This is a genomic window from Pseudomonas sp. C9-3 (assembly GCF_032392015.1).
In the GTDB taxonomy this organism is placed as follows: domain Bacteria; phylum Pseudomonadota; class Gammaproteobacteria; order Pseudomonadales; family Pseudomonadaceae; genus Pseudomonas; species Pseudomonas nitroreducens.
This window is the reverse complement of record NZ_CP135919.1, coordinates 3,945,567-3,960,524: the sequence shown is the minus strand read 5'-3', so window position 1 is coordinate 3,960,524 and position 14,958 is coordinate 3,945,567. Positions and strand designations below refer to the sequence as shown.

The following is a 14,958-nucleotide window of genomic DNA, read 5'->3' as shown; positions in this document are numbered from 1 at the left end:
CGTCAGGGGAGCCTGATGATGAATACCCACTACATTGCCGGCCAGTGGCTGGCGGGCGAAGGCGAGCCGCTGGAATCGCTCTGCCCGGTCAGCCAGGCCGTGGTCTGGTCCGGCCGTGCCGCCTCCGAGCAGCAGGTCGCCGCTGCTGTCGCTGCCGCACGCAACGCCTTCCCGGCCTGGGCGCGCTGCCCGGTGGAAGAGCGCATCGCCGTGCTGGAGGGCTTCGCTGCTGCGCTGAAAGGCCGTTCCGAGGAACTGGCCCGCGCCATCGGCGAGGAAACCGGCAAGCCGCTGTGGGAAGCCGCCACCGAAGTGACCAGCATGGTCAACAAGGTCGCCATCTCGGTCCAGGCCTTCCGTGAGCGTACTGGCGAGAAGAGCGGCCCGCTGGCCGACGCCACCGCCGTGCTGCGCCACAAGCCGCACGGCGTGGTTACTGTGTTCGGCCCGTACAACTTCCCCGGCCACCTGCCCAACGGCCATATCGTGCCGGCGCTGCTGGCGGGCAACGCCGTGGTGTTCAAGCCCAGTGAGCTGACTCCGAAAGTGGCCGAGCTGACCCTGCAGGCCTGGATCGAGGCGGGTATTCCCGCTGGCGTGATCAACCTGGTCCAGGGCGCCCGCAATACCGGCGTGGCGCTGGCAAGCAACGACGACATCGACGGCCTGTTCTTCACCGGCTCCAGCCGCACCGGCAACCTGCTGCACAGCCAGTTCGGCGGTCGCCCGCAGAAGATCCTCGCGCTGGAAATGGGCGGCAACAACCCGCTGGTGGTCGACGAAGTGAAAGACGTCGACGCCGCCGTCTACACCATCATCCAGTCCGCCTTCATTTCCGCCGGCCAGCGCTGCACCTGCGCCCGCCGCCTGCTGGTGCCGCAGGGCGCCTGGGGTGACGCGCTGCTGGAGCGCCTGGTGGCCGTGGCCTCGACCATCAAGGTCGGCCGCTTCGACGAGCAGCCGGCGCCCTTCATGGGTTCGGTGATCTCCCTCGCGGCCGCCGAACACCTGATCAAGGCCCAGGACAATCTGCTGGCCAAGGGCGCCAAGCCGCTGCTGGCGATGACCCAGCCGTTGGCTACTGCTGCGTTGCTGACCCCCGGCATTCTCGATGTGACTGCCGTGGCCGAGCGCCCGGACGAAGAGTTCTTCGGCCCGCTGCTGCAGGTGATCCGCTACGCCGACTTCGACGCGGCTGTGCGCGAAGCCAACGCTACCCAATACGGTCTGGCCGCCGGCTTGCTGTCGGATTCCCGCGAGCGCTATGAGGACTTCCTCATCGAGAGCCGCGCCGGCATCGTCAACTGGAACAAGCAGCTGACCGGCGCCGCCAGCAGCGCGCCATTCGGCGGCATCGGCGCCTCCGGTAACCACCGCCCGAGCGCCTACTACGCAGCCGACTACTGCGCGTACCCGGTCGCCTCGCTGGAGAGCGACAGCCTGAGCCTGCCTGCAACCCTGACTCCGGGAGTGAGCCTGTGATGACCGCCTATGAAATGAACTTTGACGGCCTGGTCGGACCGACGCACAACTACGGCGGCCTGTCCTACGGCAACGTCGCTTCGCAGAGCAACAGCCAGGCGGCGTCCAGCCCGCGCGAAGCGGCGAAACAGGGCCTGTCGAAGATGAAGGCGCTGATGGAACTGGGCTTCAAGCAGGGCGTGTTCGCCCCGCAGGAGCGCCCGGCCGTCGCCTCGCTGCGCGCCCTGGGTTTCTCCGGTACTGATGCGGAAGTCATCGCCAAGGCTGCCAAGGAGGCCATGCCGCTGCTGGCCGCGGTCAGCTCGGCGTCCTGCATGTGGACCGCAAACGCCGCCACCGTCAGCCCCAGTGCCGACACCGCCGATGGCCGCGTGCACTTCACCGCGGCGAACCTGAACTGCAAGTTCCATCGATCCATCGAGCATCCGCAGACCAGCCGCATCCTCGCGGCGATGTTCAACGACGAGCAGCGCTTCGCCCACCACGCCGCGCTGCCGGCGGTCGCCCAGTTCGGCGACGAGGGTGCGGCCAACCACACGCGCTTCTGCAAGTCCTACGGCGAAGCCGGCGTGGAGTTCTTCGTGTTCGGCCGCAGCGCTTTCGACAGCCGCTTCCCGGCGCCGCAGCGCTACCCGGCACGGCAGACCCTGGAAGCCTGCCAGGCGGTCGCCCGCCTGCACGGCCTGGGCGATGACGGCGTGGTGTACGCCCAGCAGAACCCGGCAGTGATCGACCAGGGCGTGTTCCACAACGATGTGATTGCCGTGGGCAACGGCGAAGTGCTGTTCCACCACGAAGACGCCTTCCTCGACACCGAGCGTGTCCTCGCCGAACTGCACGACAAGCTGGGCCGCCGTGGCGGCCGCTTCCGGGCCGTGTGCGTGCCGCGCGATCAGGTCACGGTCGAGGACGCGGTGAAGTCCTACCTGTTCAACAGCCAGCTGCTCACCCGTGCCGACGGCAATATGCTGCTGATCGTCCCGGAGGAGTGCCGCAAGAACGAGCGCGTGTGGAACTACCTGTCGCGCCTGACGGCCGAGGACGGCCCGATCCGCGAGGTGAAGGTGTTCGACCTCAAGCAGAGCATGCAGAACGGCGGCGGCCCCGCTTGTCTGCGGCTGCGCGTGGCGCTGAACGACACCGAACTGGCGGCGGTCAATCCCGGCGTGATCATGACCCCGACCCTGCACGACACCCTGGTCACCTGGGTCGACAAGCATTACCGCGATCGCCTGGCCGAGTCCGACCTGGCCGACCCGCAACTGCTGGTCGAGTGCCGGACGGCGTTGGATGAATTGAGCCAGATCCTTAAACTGGGCTCGGTTTATCCCTTCCAGCAGAACTGAGTGAACGACATGACCGAAAGCCTCCCGCTGATTCTCGAAGACAATAAGGGCGAACGCCGCGAGACCCACACCGCGCGCCTGGCCATCCGCCTGGAAGGCCGCGAGCTGTGGCTGGAGGCCGACGGCAAGGGCGGCCTGGTGATCTACGCCGACTCCCATGAGGATGATGCCGAGATCCCGCTGCTGGTGGTGCGCCCGCAGGCGGTGAACCAGTTGGGCCTGAGCCTGGAGCTGGAAGCCGCCGAAGTCCACGAACATGGTCCAGACTGTGGATGTGACCACCACCACTGACCGCGGAGTCCACGGCCGGCCAGGCCGCAGGACATGATGGAGGCGTCCGCATGCTAGCCCTGGGCAAACTGCTCGAACTGACCCTCGCCGGCCGTGAGCCGACGGAAAAGATTCAGCTCACCGCAGACGGCACCCGTTTGCACTGGCTGGCCGAAGGCGCCCTTGAAATCACTCCGCCGGTGGCGCGGGACAATGGCCGCGACCTGCTGCTCTCGGCCGGTATCCATGGTAACGAGACCGCGCCCATCGAGCTGCTCGACCGCCTGGTGCACCGCGTCGCCCGCGGCGAGCTGAAGCCGGCGTCGCGGGTGCTGTTCCTGCTTGGCAACCCCGAGGCCATGCGCCGTGGCGAGCGCTACCTGGAACAGGACATCAACCGCCTGTTCTGCGGTCGCCATGAAGAGGGCAGCGGCAACGAGGCCCTGCGCGCAGCCGAGCTCGAGCGCCTGGCCGCCGCGTTCTTCGCCCGCGAAGGCCGCCCGCGCCTGCACTACGACCTGCACACCGCGATCCGCGGCTCGAAGATCGAGCAGTTCGCGCTCTATCCCTGGGCCAGCGGCCGCGAACATTCCCGCGAAGAGCTGGCGCGCCTGCGTAGTGCCGGCATCGACGCCGTGCTGCTGCAGAGCAAGCCGGGCATCACCTTCAGCGCCTACACCTACAGCCACCTGGGCGCCGAGGCCTTTACCCTGGAGCTGGGCAAGGCGCGGCCGTTCGGGCAGAACCAGGCGGTGAACCTGGATCGCCTGGAAGCCATGCTCGAAGGCGTGATCAGCGGCCAGGAGGCAGACGGTGCGCAGCTCGACGGCCTGCAGCTGTTCGCCGTTTCCCGCGAAGTGATCAAGCACAGCGACCACTTCCGCCTGCACCTGGACGACGCGGTGGACAACTTCACCGAGCTGGACCACGGCTTCCTGCTCGCCGAGGACATCGGCGGGACGCGCTGGATCGTGGAAGAGCAGGGCGCGCGGATCATCTTCCCCAACCCGCGGGTAAAGAACGGCCTGCGCGCCGGCATCCTCGTGGTGCCCACCGAGCTCTGATTTGCCATTCTTCCCGGCTGGCTTCGCGGTTTCCCTTCACGCCGAACGGCTCCCTCTCCCTTCGGAGCGGGGCGCGTAGCCAGGGCTGGGGAGAGGGGAGCGGGCTACGGGGATACTTCGGCGTAGACTTGGCACCATTCTCCCTCCCTGACCCTCCCCCTGAAGGGAGAGGGGAGCATCCGGCGTGGCTGCAGGTGATGCTGCTCGCCGACGAGGCTCTATTAATAATCCGCGCCTTGTTCCTCTGCCTCCAAGCCCTTAGCATCGGCCCTTTCCGCCTGATGCCCGAGGAGCCTTGCCATGTCCATCATCGACCTTCGCAGCGACACCGTGACCCTGCCCACTGCCGGCATGCGCGAGGCGATGGCGCGGGCCGAGCTGGGCGATGACGTCTACGGCGAAGACCCGACGGTCAATCGCCTGGAAGCGACCCTGGCCGAGCGCCTGGGATTCGCTGCCGCGCTGTTCGTCCCCACCGGCACCATGAGCAACCTGCTCGGCCTGATGGCCCATTGCGGCCGCGGCGACGAATACATCGTCGGCCAGCAAGCGCACACCTATAAATATGAAGGTGGCGGCGCCGCCGTGCTGGGCTCGATCCAGCCGCAGCCCATCGATGGCGAAGCCGATGGTTCGCTGGATCTGACCAAGGTCGAGGCAGCGATCAAGCAGGACGATTTCCACTTCGCCCGCACCCGCCTGCTGGCGCTGGAAAACACCATGCAGGGCAAGGTCCTGCCGCTGACCTACCTGGCGGCTGCGCGCGAAATGACCCACCGTCGCGGCCTGGCGCTGCACCTGGACGGCGCGCGCCTGTACAACGCGGCGGTGAAGCTGGGCGTGGACGCCCGTGAGATCACCCGCCACTTCGACTCCGTTTCGGTCTGCCTGTCCAAGGGCCTTGGTGCGCCGGTGGGCTCGGTGCTCTGCGGCGATGCCGAGCTGATCGGCCGCGCGCGCCGCCTGCGCAAGATGGTCGGTGGTGGCATGCGCCAGGCCGGCGGCCTGGCAGCGGCTGCGATTTACGCGCTGGACCATCAGGTCGAGCGACTGGCCGATGACCATGCCAATGCCGAAGCGCTGGGCCGTGGCCTCGCTGAGCTGGGCTACAACATCGAGCCGGTACAGACCAACATGGTCTACGTTGGCATTGGCGAGCAGGCCGGTGTGCTGGGCGAGCACCTGGCCGAGCGCGGCATCCGCGTCAGCCCGGCAGCGCGCTTGCGCCTGGTCACCCACCTCGATGTGAAAAGCGCCGATATCCCGCGTATCGTCGAAGCTTTTGCCGCCTTTCGTCGTTCCTGACAGAAATTATTGCGCGATAGGGGTTAACTATCGCGCAAAGACACTACAACCTTGATGCGGGGCCGATATAATGCGGCCCTTTGCCGGCGATTCGTGGCCGCATTTTTCCGTGGAAGAACCTATGAAAAGCGCTGAAATCCGTGAAGCCTTCCTCCGCTTCTTCGAAGAGAAGGGGCACACCCGCGTAGCGTCCAGTTCGCTGATCCCCGCGAACGACCCAACCCTGCTGTTCACCAACGCAGGTATGAACCAGTTCAAGGACTGCTTCCTGGGCCTGGAAAAGCGCGCCTACACCCGCGCCACCACCAGCCAGAAGTGCGTGCGTGCCGGCGGCAAGCACAACGACCTGGAAAACGTCGGCTACACCGCGCGCCACCACACCTTCTTCGAAATGCTGGGCAACTTCAGCTTCGGCGACTATTTCAAGCGCGATGCCATTACCTATGCCTGGGAATTCCTCACCTCGGACAAGTGGCTGAACCTGCCCAAGGACAAGCTCTGGGTCACCGTCTACGCCACCGATGACGAGGCCTACGATATCTGGACCAAGGAAGTCGGCATTCCCGCCGAACGCATGGTCCGTATCGGCGACAACAAGGGCGCTCCCTACGCGTCGGACAACTTCTGGGCGATGGGCGACACCGGTCCGTGCGGCCCGTGCACCGAGATCTTCTTCGACCATGGCGCCGACATCTGGGGCGGCCCGCCTGGCTCGCCAGAAGAAGACGGCGACCGCTACATCGAGATCTGGAACAACGTCTTCATGCAGTTCAACCGCACCGCGGACGGCGTCATGCACGCGCTGCCGGCGCCGAGCGTGGACACCGGCATGGGCCTTGAGCGCATCAGCGCCGTGCTGCAGCACGTCCACTCGAACTACGAGATCGACCTGTTCCAGAGCCTGCTGAAGGCGTCGGCCGACGCCATCGGCTGCGCCAACGACGACGCACCGTCGCTGAAAGTGGTCGCCGACCACATCCGTTCCTGCGGCTTCCTGATCGCCGATGGCGTGCTGCCGTCCAACGAAGGCCGCGGCTACGTGCTGCGCCGCATCATCCGTCGCGCCTGCCGCCACGGTAACAAGCTGGGCGCCAAGGGCACCTTCTTCCACAAGATCGTGGCCGCGCTGGTCGGCGAGATGGGCGAAGCCTTCCCCGAGCTCAAGCAGCAGCAGGCGCACATCGAGCGCGTGCTGAAGACCGAGGAAGAGCAGTTCGCCAAGACCCTGGAGCAGGGCCTGAAGATCCTCGAGCAGGACCTGTCCGAGCTCAAGGGCAGCGTCATCCCCGGCAACGTGGTGTTCAAGCTGTACGACACCTACGGCTTCCCGGTGGACCTTACCAACGACATCGCCCGCGAGCGCAGCCTGACCCTCGACGAGGAAGGCTTCGAGCGCGAGATGGAGGCTCAGCGCGAGCGTGCTCGCTCCGCCAGCGCCTTCGGCATGGACTACAACAGCCTGGTGAAAGTGGATGGCGACACTCGCTTCCTCGGCTACCAGGGCGTTTCCGGCGCTGGCCAGATCGTCGCCCTGTTCAAGGATGGCAAGGCCGTCGAGCAGCTGAACGAAGGCGAAGAGGGCGTCGTCGTCCTTGACCAGACCCCATTCTACGCTGAGTCCGGCGGCCAGGTCGGTGACAGCGGCTACCTGCAGGGTGCCGGCATGCGCTTCGACGTGCGCGACACCACCAAGGCCGGTGGTGCGCACCTGCACCACGGTGTGGTTGCCCAGGGCAGCCTGAGCGTTGGCGCGGCTGTCAAAGCCGAAGTCGACGCCTCCGTGCGCCAGGCCACCGCGCTGAACCACTCCGCTACCCACCTGCTGCACGCCGCGCTGCGCCAGGTGCTGGGCGATCACGTCCAGCAGAAAGGCTCGCTGGTCGACAGCCAGCGCCTGCGCTTCGACTTCAGCCACTTCGAGGCGATCAAGCCCGAGCAGCTGAAGCAGCTGGAAGACATCGTCAACACCGAGATCCGCAAGAACTCCGAGGTCGAGACCGAAGAGACCGACATCGAATCCGCCAAGAACAAGGGCGCCATGGCGCTGTTCGGCGAGAAGTACGGTGATCAGGTGCGCGTGCTGAGCATGGGCGGCAGCTTCTCCGTCGAGCTGTGCGGCGGTACGCACGTTTCCCGTACCGGCGACATCGGCCTGTTCAAGATCACCAGCGAAGGCGGTGTGGCCTCCGGCGTGCGCCGTATCGAAGCGGTCACCGGCGCTGCTGCGCTGGCGTACCTGAATGGCGCCGAAGAGCAACTCAAGGAAGCGGCCGGCCTGGTCAAGGGCAGCCGCGACAACCTGCTGGACAAGCTGTCTGGCTTGATCGAGCGCAACCGTCAGCTGGAGAAGGAGCTGGAGCAGCTCAAGGCCAAGGCCGCCAGCGCAGCCGGTGACGACCTGGCGGGTTCCGCCGTGGACGTCGGTGGCGTGAAGGTGCTGTCCTCGCGTCTCGACGGCCTCGATGGCAAGGCGCTGCTGTCGCTGGTCGACCAACTGAAGAACAAGCTGGGCAGCGGCGTGATCCTGCTGGGCGGCGTGTTCGAAGAGAAGGTCGTGCTGGTCGCCGGCGTGACCCAGGACCTGACCGCCAAGCTCAAGGCTGGCGATCTGATGAAGCAGGCCGCTGCGGCCGTGGGCGGGAAGGGCGGTGGTCGCCCGGACATGGCCCAGGGCGGTGGCGTGGATGCCGGCAAGCTGGACGAAGCTCTGGCGCTGGCAGTGACATTTGTCGAACAGGGCCTCTAAAGGCCCTGAAATACGGGGCCCGCAGCGCGTCCGGCGGGCCTTGGCAGCATGCGGTGATGCATGTTTAATGGGCGCCCTTCAGGAATCAGGCGGCTTTTGAAATGGCTTTGATCGTACAGAAGTTTGGAGGGACCTCCGTCGGCACCGTCGAGAGAATCGAGCAGGTAGCCGAGAAGGTGAAGAAATTCCGTGAAGCGGGCGACGACATCGTCGTGGTGGTGTCCGCCATGAGCGGCGAGACCAACCGCCTGATTGGTCTGGCCAAACAGATCATGGACCAGCCGATCCCGCGCGAGCTGGACGTCATGGTCTCCACCGGCGAGCAGGTGACCATCGCCCTGCTGAGCATGGCGCTGATAAAGCGCGGCGTGCCGGCGGTGTCCTATACCGGTAACCAGGTTCGTATCCTGACCGACAGTTCCCACACCAAGGCGCGTATCCTGAGCATCGACGATGCGAACATTCGCGCAGATCTGAAGGCTGGCCGCGTGGTCGTGGTCGCCGGCTTCCAGGGTGTGGACGAGCACGGCAATATCACCACCCTCGGTCGTGGCGGCTCCGACACCACGGGTGTGGCCCTGGCGGCGGCGCTGAAGGCCGATGAGTGCCAGATCTACACCGACGTCGATGGCGTCTACACCACCGATCCGCGCGTCGTGCCGCAGGCGCGCCGCCTGGACAAGATCACCTTCGAAGAGATGCTGGAAATGGCCAGCCTCGGTTCCAAGGTGCTGCAGATCCGTTCGGTGGAATTCGCCGGCAAGTACAACGTCCCGCTGCGCGTGCTGCACAGCTTCCAGGAGGGTCCGGGCACCCTCATTACCCTTGATGAAGAGGAATCCATGGAACAGCCGATCATCTCCGGCATCGCCTTCAACCGCGACGAAGCCAAGCTGACCATCCGTGGCGTACCGGATACCCCCGGCGTTGCTTTCAAGATTCTCGGCCCGATCAGTGCCGCCAATGTAGAAGTCGACATGATCGTGCAGAACGTCGCGCACGATAACACCACCGACTTCACCTTCACCGTGCACCGCAACGACTACCAGGCCGCCCTGGAAATCCTCAAGCAGACCGCCACCAGCATCGGTGCGCGCGAAGCCACCGGCGACACCAACATCGCCAAGGTTTCCATCGTCGGCGTCGGCATGCGTTCCCACGCTGGTGTGGCCAGCCGCATGTTCGAAGCCCTGGCCAAGGAGACCATCAACATCCAGATGATCTCCACCTCGGAAATCAAGGTTTCCGTGGTCATCGAAGAGAAGTACCTCGAGTTGGCGGTCCGTGCCCTGCACACCGCTTTCGAACTCGACGCCCCGGCCCGACAGGGCGAGTAAGGCGAGAACTACCGAAAGGCGCGGCTACCCCGCGCCTTTTGTCGTTTTTGACTGTCTGACAGGAACTTTCTTTCCGGCAGGACTGGTCAATACTTGGGTGAAGGATTCGTGCACTTGATCTATACGAATCTGCCACCATTTCTTTTTTTGCAGACTGCTTATCCCGTAACACGTAAGGAGAAAGGAATGCTGATTCTGACTCGCCGGGTCGGAGAGACCCTGATGGTCGGTGATGACGTCACCGTGACTGTACTGGGCGTCAAAGGAAATCAGGTGCGTATCGGTGTGAATGCGCCGAAGGAAGTTGCTGTGCACCGTGAGGAAATCTACCAGCGCATCCAGAAAGAGAAAGACCAAGAACCAAACCATTAATTTTTCTAAAATTTTTCTTTGCAAACGGGGAAAACATGGATATCATGCGCCCCGTGTTGCGGAGAGGTGGCCGAGTGGCCGAAGGCGCTCCCCTGCTAAGGGAGTACACCTCAAAAGGGTGTCGGGGGTTCGAATCCCCCCCTCTCCGCCATTGCATCCTCTGGTGCGATGGTTTGTCAGGTAACGTAAGTTACTGAAAAGATTGAAAAATCTTGTTGACGAATCAGAAAAATCGCTCTAGAATTTGCGCCCTCATCAGCGCACTCATAGCTCAGCTGGATAGAGTACTCGGCTACGAACCGAGCGGTCGGAGGTTCGAATCCTCCTGAGTGCGCCATATACGAGGCAACGCGAAAGCGGGGCTTCAGTGGCGAAAGGGCTGAAAAGCCGCTAGCTGCAACCAGTTGGTGAATCTGGTTAAACTTTACCGACGACGCACTCATAGCTCAGCTGGATAGAGTACTCGGCTACGAACCGAGCGGTCGGAGGTTCGAATCCTCCTGAGTGCGCCATATATGAAAGGGCCTGCAGAAATGCAGGCCCTTTTTCTTTGCCTTCGAAAAATAGCGACAGTGCTTTCAGCGCTTCGCCTTGCCCATTACGCAACCGTCTTCGTCGAAGGTCACGGTTTGCGCGCCGCGCTTCTTGTCCGCGTTGTAATGGTAGCGCAGCGTTTCATTGTGCTGGCTGACCTTGTCGGGCCTTCCCAGGGTGCTCTCCACGTCGTTGCGGGTCATACCTGTCCTGATCCTGCCTTCGATGATTGCCTTGCGCCGCGCGCTGCCTGTGACGCGGTTGCCGCAGCCGTTCTGCTGCTCGCCGACCACCACCACGGAGCGATCGTCGGCCTCCTTGTCCTTGCCTTTGCTTCGCGCCTGCGAGGCCTTCTGTGGTGCGGATTCCTGTGCTCTCGCCATGGGCACCGGCTTTCCGCTACCCGGTGTGGGATTGCTCGCTTCCTGGATTTTCTGCTGCCGTTCTTCGGGGCAGCCATACTGACTGAATAGCACGTTGCCATCGGCGGCAGTGCAACGGAACACCGAGGCCGCTTGGGTGGTCGGTACCCATGAGGTCAGGAGTGCACAGAGCAGGGCAGGCAGGCGCATGGTTTCCTCCGTGTTGGCGGGCCTGCCTGCAGCCTAGGAGTGGAATTTGTCAGTCGGAGCCGGGTGTCCTGGGGGAGCTTTCGGGCGTCGAACCGGGCAGTGATTCGGCAGTGAACTTTCGCCCGCAAGCGATTGTTCTAGCCGCCATTTTGTAACGCCTAATGCACCTTGGAGTGTTATCATTTCCCGCATCTGCCCTCGATGGGCGCATGGGACACCACCATGGACTTACCCAGTAGTTACTCAGAACCCCGATTGCGTAAACACGACCTGATGTATTGATCCCCTCTGGCCCGTTCTGCCACTGGGGGTGGAGCGTGCTATGACCGAAGTAGAAGCCAAGAAGCCGCAGGAAAGCCTGCAGGACCGCCTCAACCAGGTGGTCGACCTGCTGCACAAGCACAAGCTGGTTGAAGACCTGACGCACCGTCAGGAAGGCCAGCATCAAGACCTCGTCGAAAACCTCGTGCACCGCCAGAACCTTGCCGAATTGCAGCGCAAGATGGACGAGTTGCACCCGGCCGACATCGCCCACATCCTCGAATCGCTGCCGCTGGACGACCGCCTGACGGTCTGGCAGCTGGTCAAGGCCGAGCGCGACGGCGACATCCTCCTCGAAGTCTCCGACTCGGTGCGGGAAACCCTGATCGCCGACATGGACGATCACGAGATTCTCGCCGCCGCCCGCGACATGGACGCGGACGAGCTCGCGGACCTGGCGCCGGAACTGCCGCGCGATGTCGTCCACGAGCTGATGGAAACCCTCGACCAGCAGCAGCGCGAGCGTGTGCGCTCGGCGCTGTCCTACGAGGAAGACCAGGTCGGCGCGCTGATGGACTTCGAGATGGTCACCATTCGCGACGATGTCAGCCTGGAAGTGGTATTGCGCTACCTGCGCCGCCTTAAGGAGCTGCCGGGGCACACCGACAAACTCTTCGTGGTCGACTATGACGGCGTGCTCAAGGGCGTGCTGCCGATCAAGCGCCTGCTGGTGAACGATCCGGACAAGGACGTGGCAGAAGTCATGGCCACCGATCCTGTGACCTTCAGCCCTGACGAGGATGGCTACGATGCCGCCCAGGCGTTCGAGCGTTACGACCTGATTTCCGCCCCTGTGGTGGACAAGAACGGCAAACTGATCGGCCGTCTGACCATCGACGAGATGGTCGACCTGATCCGTGAGGAAAGCGAAAGCGAAGTCCTGAACATGGCTGGTCTGCGTGAAGAGGAAGACATCTTCGCCTCGGTCTGGAAGTCGGTCGGCAACCGCTGGGCCTGGCTGGCCACCAACCTGGTCACCGCCTTCATCGCCTCGCGGGTGATCGGCCTGTTCGAAGGCTCCATCGAGAAGCTGGTGGCACTGGCGGCGCTGATGCCCATCGTGGCCGGCATCGGCGGCAACTCCGGTAACCAGACCATCACCATGATCGTCCGCGCCATGGCCCTGGATCAGATCCAGACCAGCAGCGCGAACCGCCTGCTGCGCAAGGAGCTGGGCGTAGCGTTGGTGAACGGCCTGGTGTGGGGCGGGGTGATCGGCCTGGTCGCCTTCTATCTGTACGGCAACTGGGAGCTGGGCGCCGTGATGACCGGCGCCATGACGCTGAACCTGCTGCTTGCTGCGTTGATGGGGGTGCTGATTCCGATGACGCTGTTGCGCCTGGGGCGCGACCCTGCGATGGGCTCCAGCGTGATGATTACCGCCATGACCGACAGTGGTGGCTTCTTCATCTTCCTCGGGCTGGCCACGCTGTTCCTGATGTAGCGCCCATCCCGCCGAAAAGGCCGCCCGTGAGGCGGCTTTTTTGTGCCCGCCATGCGGACCTGGAGGGCATGAAAACGCGCGCATGAAAAAGCCGGCTCGAGGCCGGCTGTTTCGGGTGTCGCGAGCGAATCAGGCTTCGTTCTGCGCCATCTCGGCATCGTGCGCGATCAGGGCGATCAAAGCGTTCTGCTGACGGTGGGTCAGCTGGCGGAAGCGCTGCAGCAGTTCGCGTTCGTGCAGGCTGAGTTCCGGGCTGTCCAGGCGGATGCCCAGGTTGTCCTGCAGGGCACCTTCCTGCAGCAGGCTCTGTTCGAGACGCGCGATGATCTCGGAGTTCATGCTGCGGTGGTGGCTGCGGGCGACGTCGGCGATACGCTCACGCATGCCTTCGGGCAGACGTACGACGAATTTGTCAGCAGTACGGCTGGAGTAGGTGGGGGTTGCCTGTTTCAATGGGCGCATACTTTAAACCTGTAAGTCAGGGAGGCCGATGCCATGGGTCAGCGTTCGTTCAGGCCCTTTGACAGCGATTTCCAATGGCCGTTCAGCGCGTCGTCAAAGCTTTTGTGAAAATATCCAATAACTTGACGTCAAACCTTCGGCATATTGTGTCTTGGGTGAAGGCTAAATGCCAGCACCAATCGTCCGAAATGAGACCGCCTAGGCAGACCTTTCTTTAGATGGGAGTTAAGGGGGAAAGCTGGCGATGTGCCCATATCCGTCAGCGTAGTCGATATGTCATCCGTGGCAGCCTGCCGTTGGGCAGCCCGATGGGTTCGCTTCGGAGCAGGCTGCATGATGGCATAGCGCCCAGCGACGAGTCAGCGGATGCCGCTTCAGCGGTCTTTCATGATGAGTTTTCACTGATATCGCACAAGGCTCAGCGTATTATCCGGCCTGCGGATCAGAATTGAAGTAGCACCGAGCCGCCGGTGTACCGAGAGTCTTATGACCCCAGGCAGACTGATTTTCCTGATGGGCCCTTCGGGATCCGGCAAGGACAGCGTATTGCAGGCAGCCAGCGCTCCCCTGGCCGCGATGGATTGCCGGATTGTCCGACGCGTCATCACTCGCTCCGCTGAAGCGCGTGGCGAGGAAGCGCTTTCGGTGAGCGTCGAGGAGTTCAGCCGCCTGGAGCGTTCCGGTGCTTTCGCCATGAGCTGGCGTGCCAATGGCCTGCACTACGGAATTCCCCGCGAGATTGATGACTGGCTTGCCGCCGGTCACGACGTGCTGGTCAATGGTTCACGCAAATACCTGCCTGAAGCCCGCCGTCGCTATCCACAGTTGATCGCGGTGCTGCTGAAGGTCGACACCGATGTGCTGCGCCAGCGTCTGCTCAAGCGTGGGCGAGAGACACCGACGGAAATCGAGGAGCGCCTGGCACGCAATGCGCACTTCGCCGATGGCCTGCCGGGCCCGCTGGTGGAGTTGGACAACTCGGTGTCCCTGGAGGTGACAGTTGGCCATCTGCTGGACCTGCTCGCCCCTCCGGATGCCCAGGCCAGCTGAGGTCAGTCCAGGCTCAGCGACAGGCTGACACCGTGGGGCGCAAAGCCCATCGCTGCGTAGAAACGGTGTGCCATTTCCCGGTCCTGGTGGCTGGAGAGCGCCAGCTTGTAACACTTCCAGTCCCGCGCCCACTCTACGGCCCGGCCGATCAGCGCCTGACCGATACCCTGGCCACGCGCACGGCTGTCCACCACCATATCTTCGAGGATTGCCGAGCGGGCGAAGCCATGGGCGATGTGTTCGATCAGGTGCAGGGTGCAGGTGCCCAGCAAGGCTCCATCACGCTCGGCGATGAGTGTCACTCGTGACGGTAGCTGGTTGCCCAGGGCCAGCGCGAGCAGCGCGGTGTCGGGCAGCGGGTCGCGGGGTCCCAGTTGCTGCAGTAGCGGAGCGAGGGCAGCAGCGTCCTCGACCGTGGCGACGCGTACATCGAAGGTGGCGAAGGGGGAGTCGGGCAGGGCGCCGTCTACTGAGGTCATGGTGATTCTCCGGCTGACGGCAAAATTATGGACCGGGCCGGTGGCGGTGGCATGACAAATCGCTTGTCGGTGGTTAACATGCCGACCCGATTGTCCCGGTAGCTCAATTGGATAGAGCGTCCCCCTCCTAAGGGGAAGGTTGGAGGTTCGACCCCTCTCCGGGACACCAGTATG

General features: G+C 63.7%; 13 protein-coding genes and 4 tRNA genes. 14 read left to right on the top strand and 3 right to left on the bottom strand.

The features are described 5' to 3' along the window. The first annotated feature begins 15 nt into the window (after positions 1 to 15). The 11 genes from astD to RS899_RS17875 all read left to right on the top strand — a co-directional run bounded on the left by astD (position 16) and on the right by RS899_RS17875 (position 10,434). Positions 16 to 1,482: a succinylglutamate-semialdehyde dehydrogenase gene (gene astD, locus RS899_RS17925; protein ID WP_315807720.1), complete on the top strand. Its 1,467-nt coding sequence runs from the start codon at positions 16 to 18 to the stop codon at positions 1,480 to 1,482. Then, complete coding sequence (gene astB / locus RS899_RS17920) at positions 1,482 to 2,828, top strand: N-succinylarginine dihydrolase (protein WP_315807719.1); 1,347 nt, start codon at positions 1,482 to 1,484, stop codon at positions 2,826 to 2,828. The genes astD and astB overlap by 1 nt, the downstream gene beginning before the upstream one ends. A 9-nt stretch (positions 2,829 to 2,837) precedes the next feature. Continuing rightward, a complete protein-coding gene (locus tag RS899_RS17915) occupies positions 2,838 to 3,119 on the top strand; it encodes a hypothetical protein (RefSeq protein WP_054907334.1) in 282 nt (93 codons plus the stop codon). Positions 3,120 to 3,169: 50 nt separating this feature from the next. Continuing rightward, positions 3,170 to 4,162, top strand: a complete 993-nt coding sequence (gene astE, locus RS899_RS17910; protein WP_054907245.1) for a succinylglutamate desuccinylase — start codon at positions 3,170 to 3,172, stop codon at positions 4,160 to 4,162. Positions 4,163 to 4,462: 300 nt separating this feature from the next. After that, entirely contained in the window at positions 4,463 to 5,467 is a 1,005-nt protein-coding gene (gene ltaE / locus RS899_RS17905) for a low-specificity L-threonine aldolase (RefSeq protein ID WP_315807718.1), read from the top strand. A 121-nt stretch (positions 5,468 to 5,588) separates the two neighbouring features. Next, complete coding sequence (gene alaS, locus RS899_RS17900) at positions 5,589 to 8,213, top strand: alanine--tRNA ligase (protein ID WP_315807717.1); 2,625 nt, start codon at positions 5,589 to 5,591, stop codon at positions 8,211 to 8,213. A 101-nt stretch (positions 8,214 to 8,314) separates the two neighbouring features. Continuing rightward, the gene (locus RS899_RS17895) at positions 8,315 to 9,550 is read left to right on the top strand and encodes an aspartate kinase (RefSeq protein WP_315807716.1); all 1,236 of its coding nucleotides are present in this window, start codon (positions 8,315 to 8,317) and stop codon (positions 9,548 to 9,550) included. Between the two features lie 186 nt (positions 9,551 to 9,736). Then, positions 9,737 to 9,922 carry a carbon storage regulator CsrA gene (gene csrA / locus RS899_RS17890; protein WP_003085981.1) on the top strand — a complete coding sequence of 62 codons (186 nt, stop codon included), beginning with the start codon at positions 9,737 to 9,739 and terminating at the stop codon, positions 9,920 to 9,922. A 60-nt stretch (positions 9,923 to 9,982) separates the two neighbouring features. After that, a tRNA-Ser gene (locus tag RS899_RS17885) sits at positions 9,983 to 10,073 on the top strand. Positions 10,074 to 10,182: 109 nt separating this feature from the next. Continuing rightward, a tRNA-Arg gene (locus RS899_RS17880) sits at positions 10,183 to 10,259 on the top strand. 98 nt (positions 10,260 to 10,357) lie between these two features. Next, positions 10,358 to 10,434 (top strand) — tRNA-Arg (locus RS899_RS17875). Between the two features lie 66 nt (positions 10,435 to 10,500). Here RS899_RS17875 and bamE read toward each other — a convergent pair. After that, entirely contained in the window at positions 10,501 to 11,028 is a 528-nt protein-coding gene (gene bamE, locus RS899_RS17870) for an outer membrane protein assembly factor BamE domain-containing protein (RefSeq protein ID WP_315807715.1), read from the bottom strand. A 322-nt stretch (positions 11,029 to 11,350) separates the two neighbouring features. Between bamE and mgtE the strand changes: the two genes are divergently transcribed. Then, on the top strand, positions 11,351 to 12,793 hold the full coding sequence (gene mgtE / locus RS899_RS17865; protein WP_054907250.1) for a magnesium transporter: 1,443 nt from the start codon (positions 11,351 to 11,353) through the stop codon (positions 12,791 to 12,793). Between the two features lie 129 nt (positions 12,794 to 12,922). On the opposite strand, the gene amrZ is transcribed toward mgtE, so the two are convergent. Then, complete coding sequence (gene amrZ, locus RS899_RS17860) at positions 12,923 to 13,255, bottom strand: transcriptional regulator AmrZ (RefSeq protein WP_024764908.1); 333 nt, start codon at positions 13,253 to 13,255, stop codon at positions 12,923 to 12,925. A gap of 513 nt (positions 13,256 to 13,768) precedes the next feature. On the opposite strand from amrZ, the gene phnN reads away from it, so the two are divergent. Beyond that, positions 13,769 to 14,305, top strand: a complete 537-nt coding sequence (gene phnN, locus RS899_RS17855; RefSeq protein WP_409978025.1) for a phosphonate metabolism protein/1,5-bisphosphokinase (PRPP-forming) PhnN — start codon at positions 13,769 to 13,771, stop codon at positions 14,303 to 14,305. A 2-nt stretch (positions 14,306 to 14,307) separates the two neighbouring features. On the opposite strand, the gene RS899_RS17850 is transcribed toward phnN, so the two are convergent. Continuing rightward, positions 14,308 to 14,784 carry a GNAT family N-acetyltransferase gene (locus RS899_RS17850; RefSeq protein WP_315807713.1) on the bottom strand — a complete coding sequence of 159 codons (477 nt, stop codon included), beginning with the start codon at positions 14,782 to 14,784 and terminating at the stop codon, positions 14,308 to 14,310. 92 nt (positions 14,785 to 14,876) lie between these two features. Here RS899_RS17850 and RS899_RS17845 point away from each other — a divergent pair. Then, positions 14,877 to 14,953, top strand: a tRNA-Arg gene (locus RS899_RS17845). The last annotated feature ends 5 nt before the right edge of the window (positions 14,954 to 14,958 follow it).

Coding starts and splice junctions, on each gene's coding strand:
- astD (WP_315807720.1), top strand. CDS start 16: ATGATGAATACCCACTACATTGCCGGCCAGTGGCTGGCGGGCGAAGGC.
- astB (WP_315807719.1), top strand. CDS start 1,482: ATGACCGCCTATGAAATGAACTTTGACGGCCTGGTCGGACCGACGCAC.
- RS899_RS17915 (WP_054907334.1), top strand. CDS start 2,838: ATGACCGAAAGCCTCCCGCTGATTCTCGAAGACAATAAGGGCGAACGC.
- astE (WP_054907245.1), top strand. CDS start 3,170: ATGCTAGCCCTGGGCAAACTGCTCGAACTGACCCTCGCCGGCCGTGAG.
- ltaE (WP_315807718.1), top strand. CDS start 4,463: ATGTCCATCATCGACCTTCGCAGCGACACCGTGACCCTGCCCACTGCC.
- alaS (WP_315807717.1), top strand. CDS start 5,589: ATGAAAAGCGCTGAAATCCGTGAAGCCTTCCTCCGCTTCTTCGAAGAG.
- RS899_RS17895 (WP_315807716.1), top strand. CDS start 8,315: ATGGCTTTGATCGTACAGAAGTTTGGAGGGACCTCCGTCGGCACCGTC.
- csrA (WP_003085981.1), top strand. CDS start 9,737: ATGCTGATTCTGACTCGCCGGGTCGGAGAGACCCTGATGGTCGGTGAT.
- bamE (WP_315807715.1), bottom strand. CDS start 11,028: ATGCGCCTGCCTGCCCTGCTCTGTGCACTCCTGACCTCATGGGTACCG.
- mgtE (WP_054907250.1), top strand. CDS start 11,351: ATGACCGAAGTAGAAGCCAAGAAGCCGCAGGAAAGCCTGCAGGACCGC.
- amrZ (WP_024764908.1), bottom strand. CDS start 13,255: ATGCGCCCATTGAAACAGGCAACCCCCACCTACTCCAGCCGTACTGCT.
- phnN (WP_409978025.1), top strand. CDS start 13,769: ATGGGCCCTTCGGGATCCGGCAAGGACAGCGTATTGCAGGCAGCCAGC.
- RS899_RS17850 (WP_315807713.1), bottom strand. CDS start 14,784: ATGACCTCAGTAGACGGCGCCCTGCCCGACTCCCCCTTCGCCACCTTC.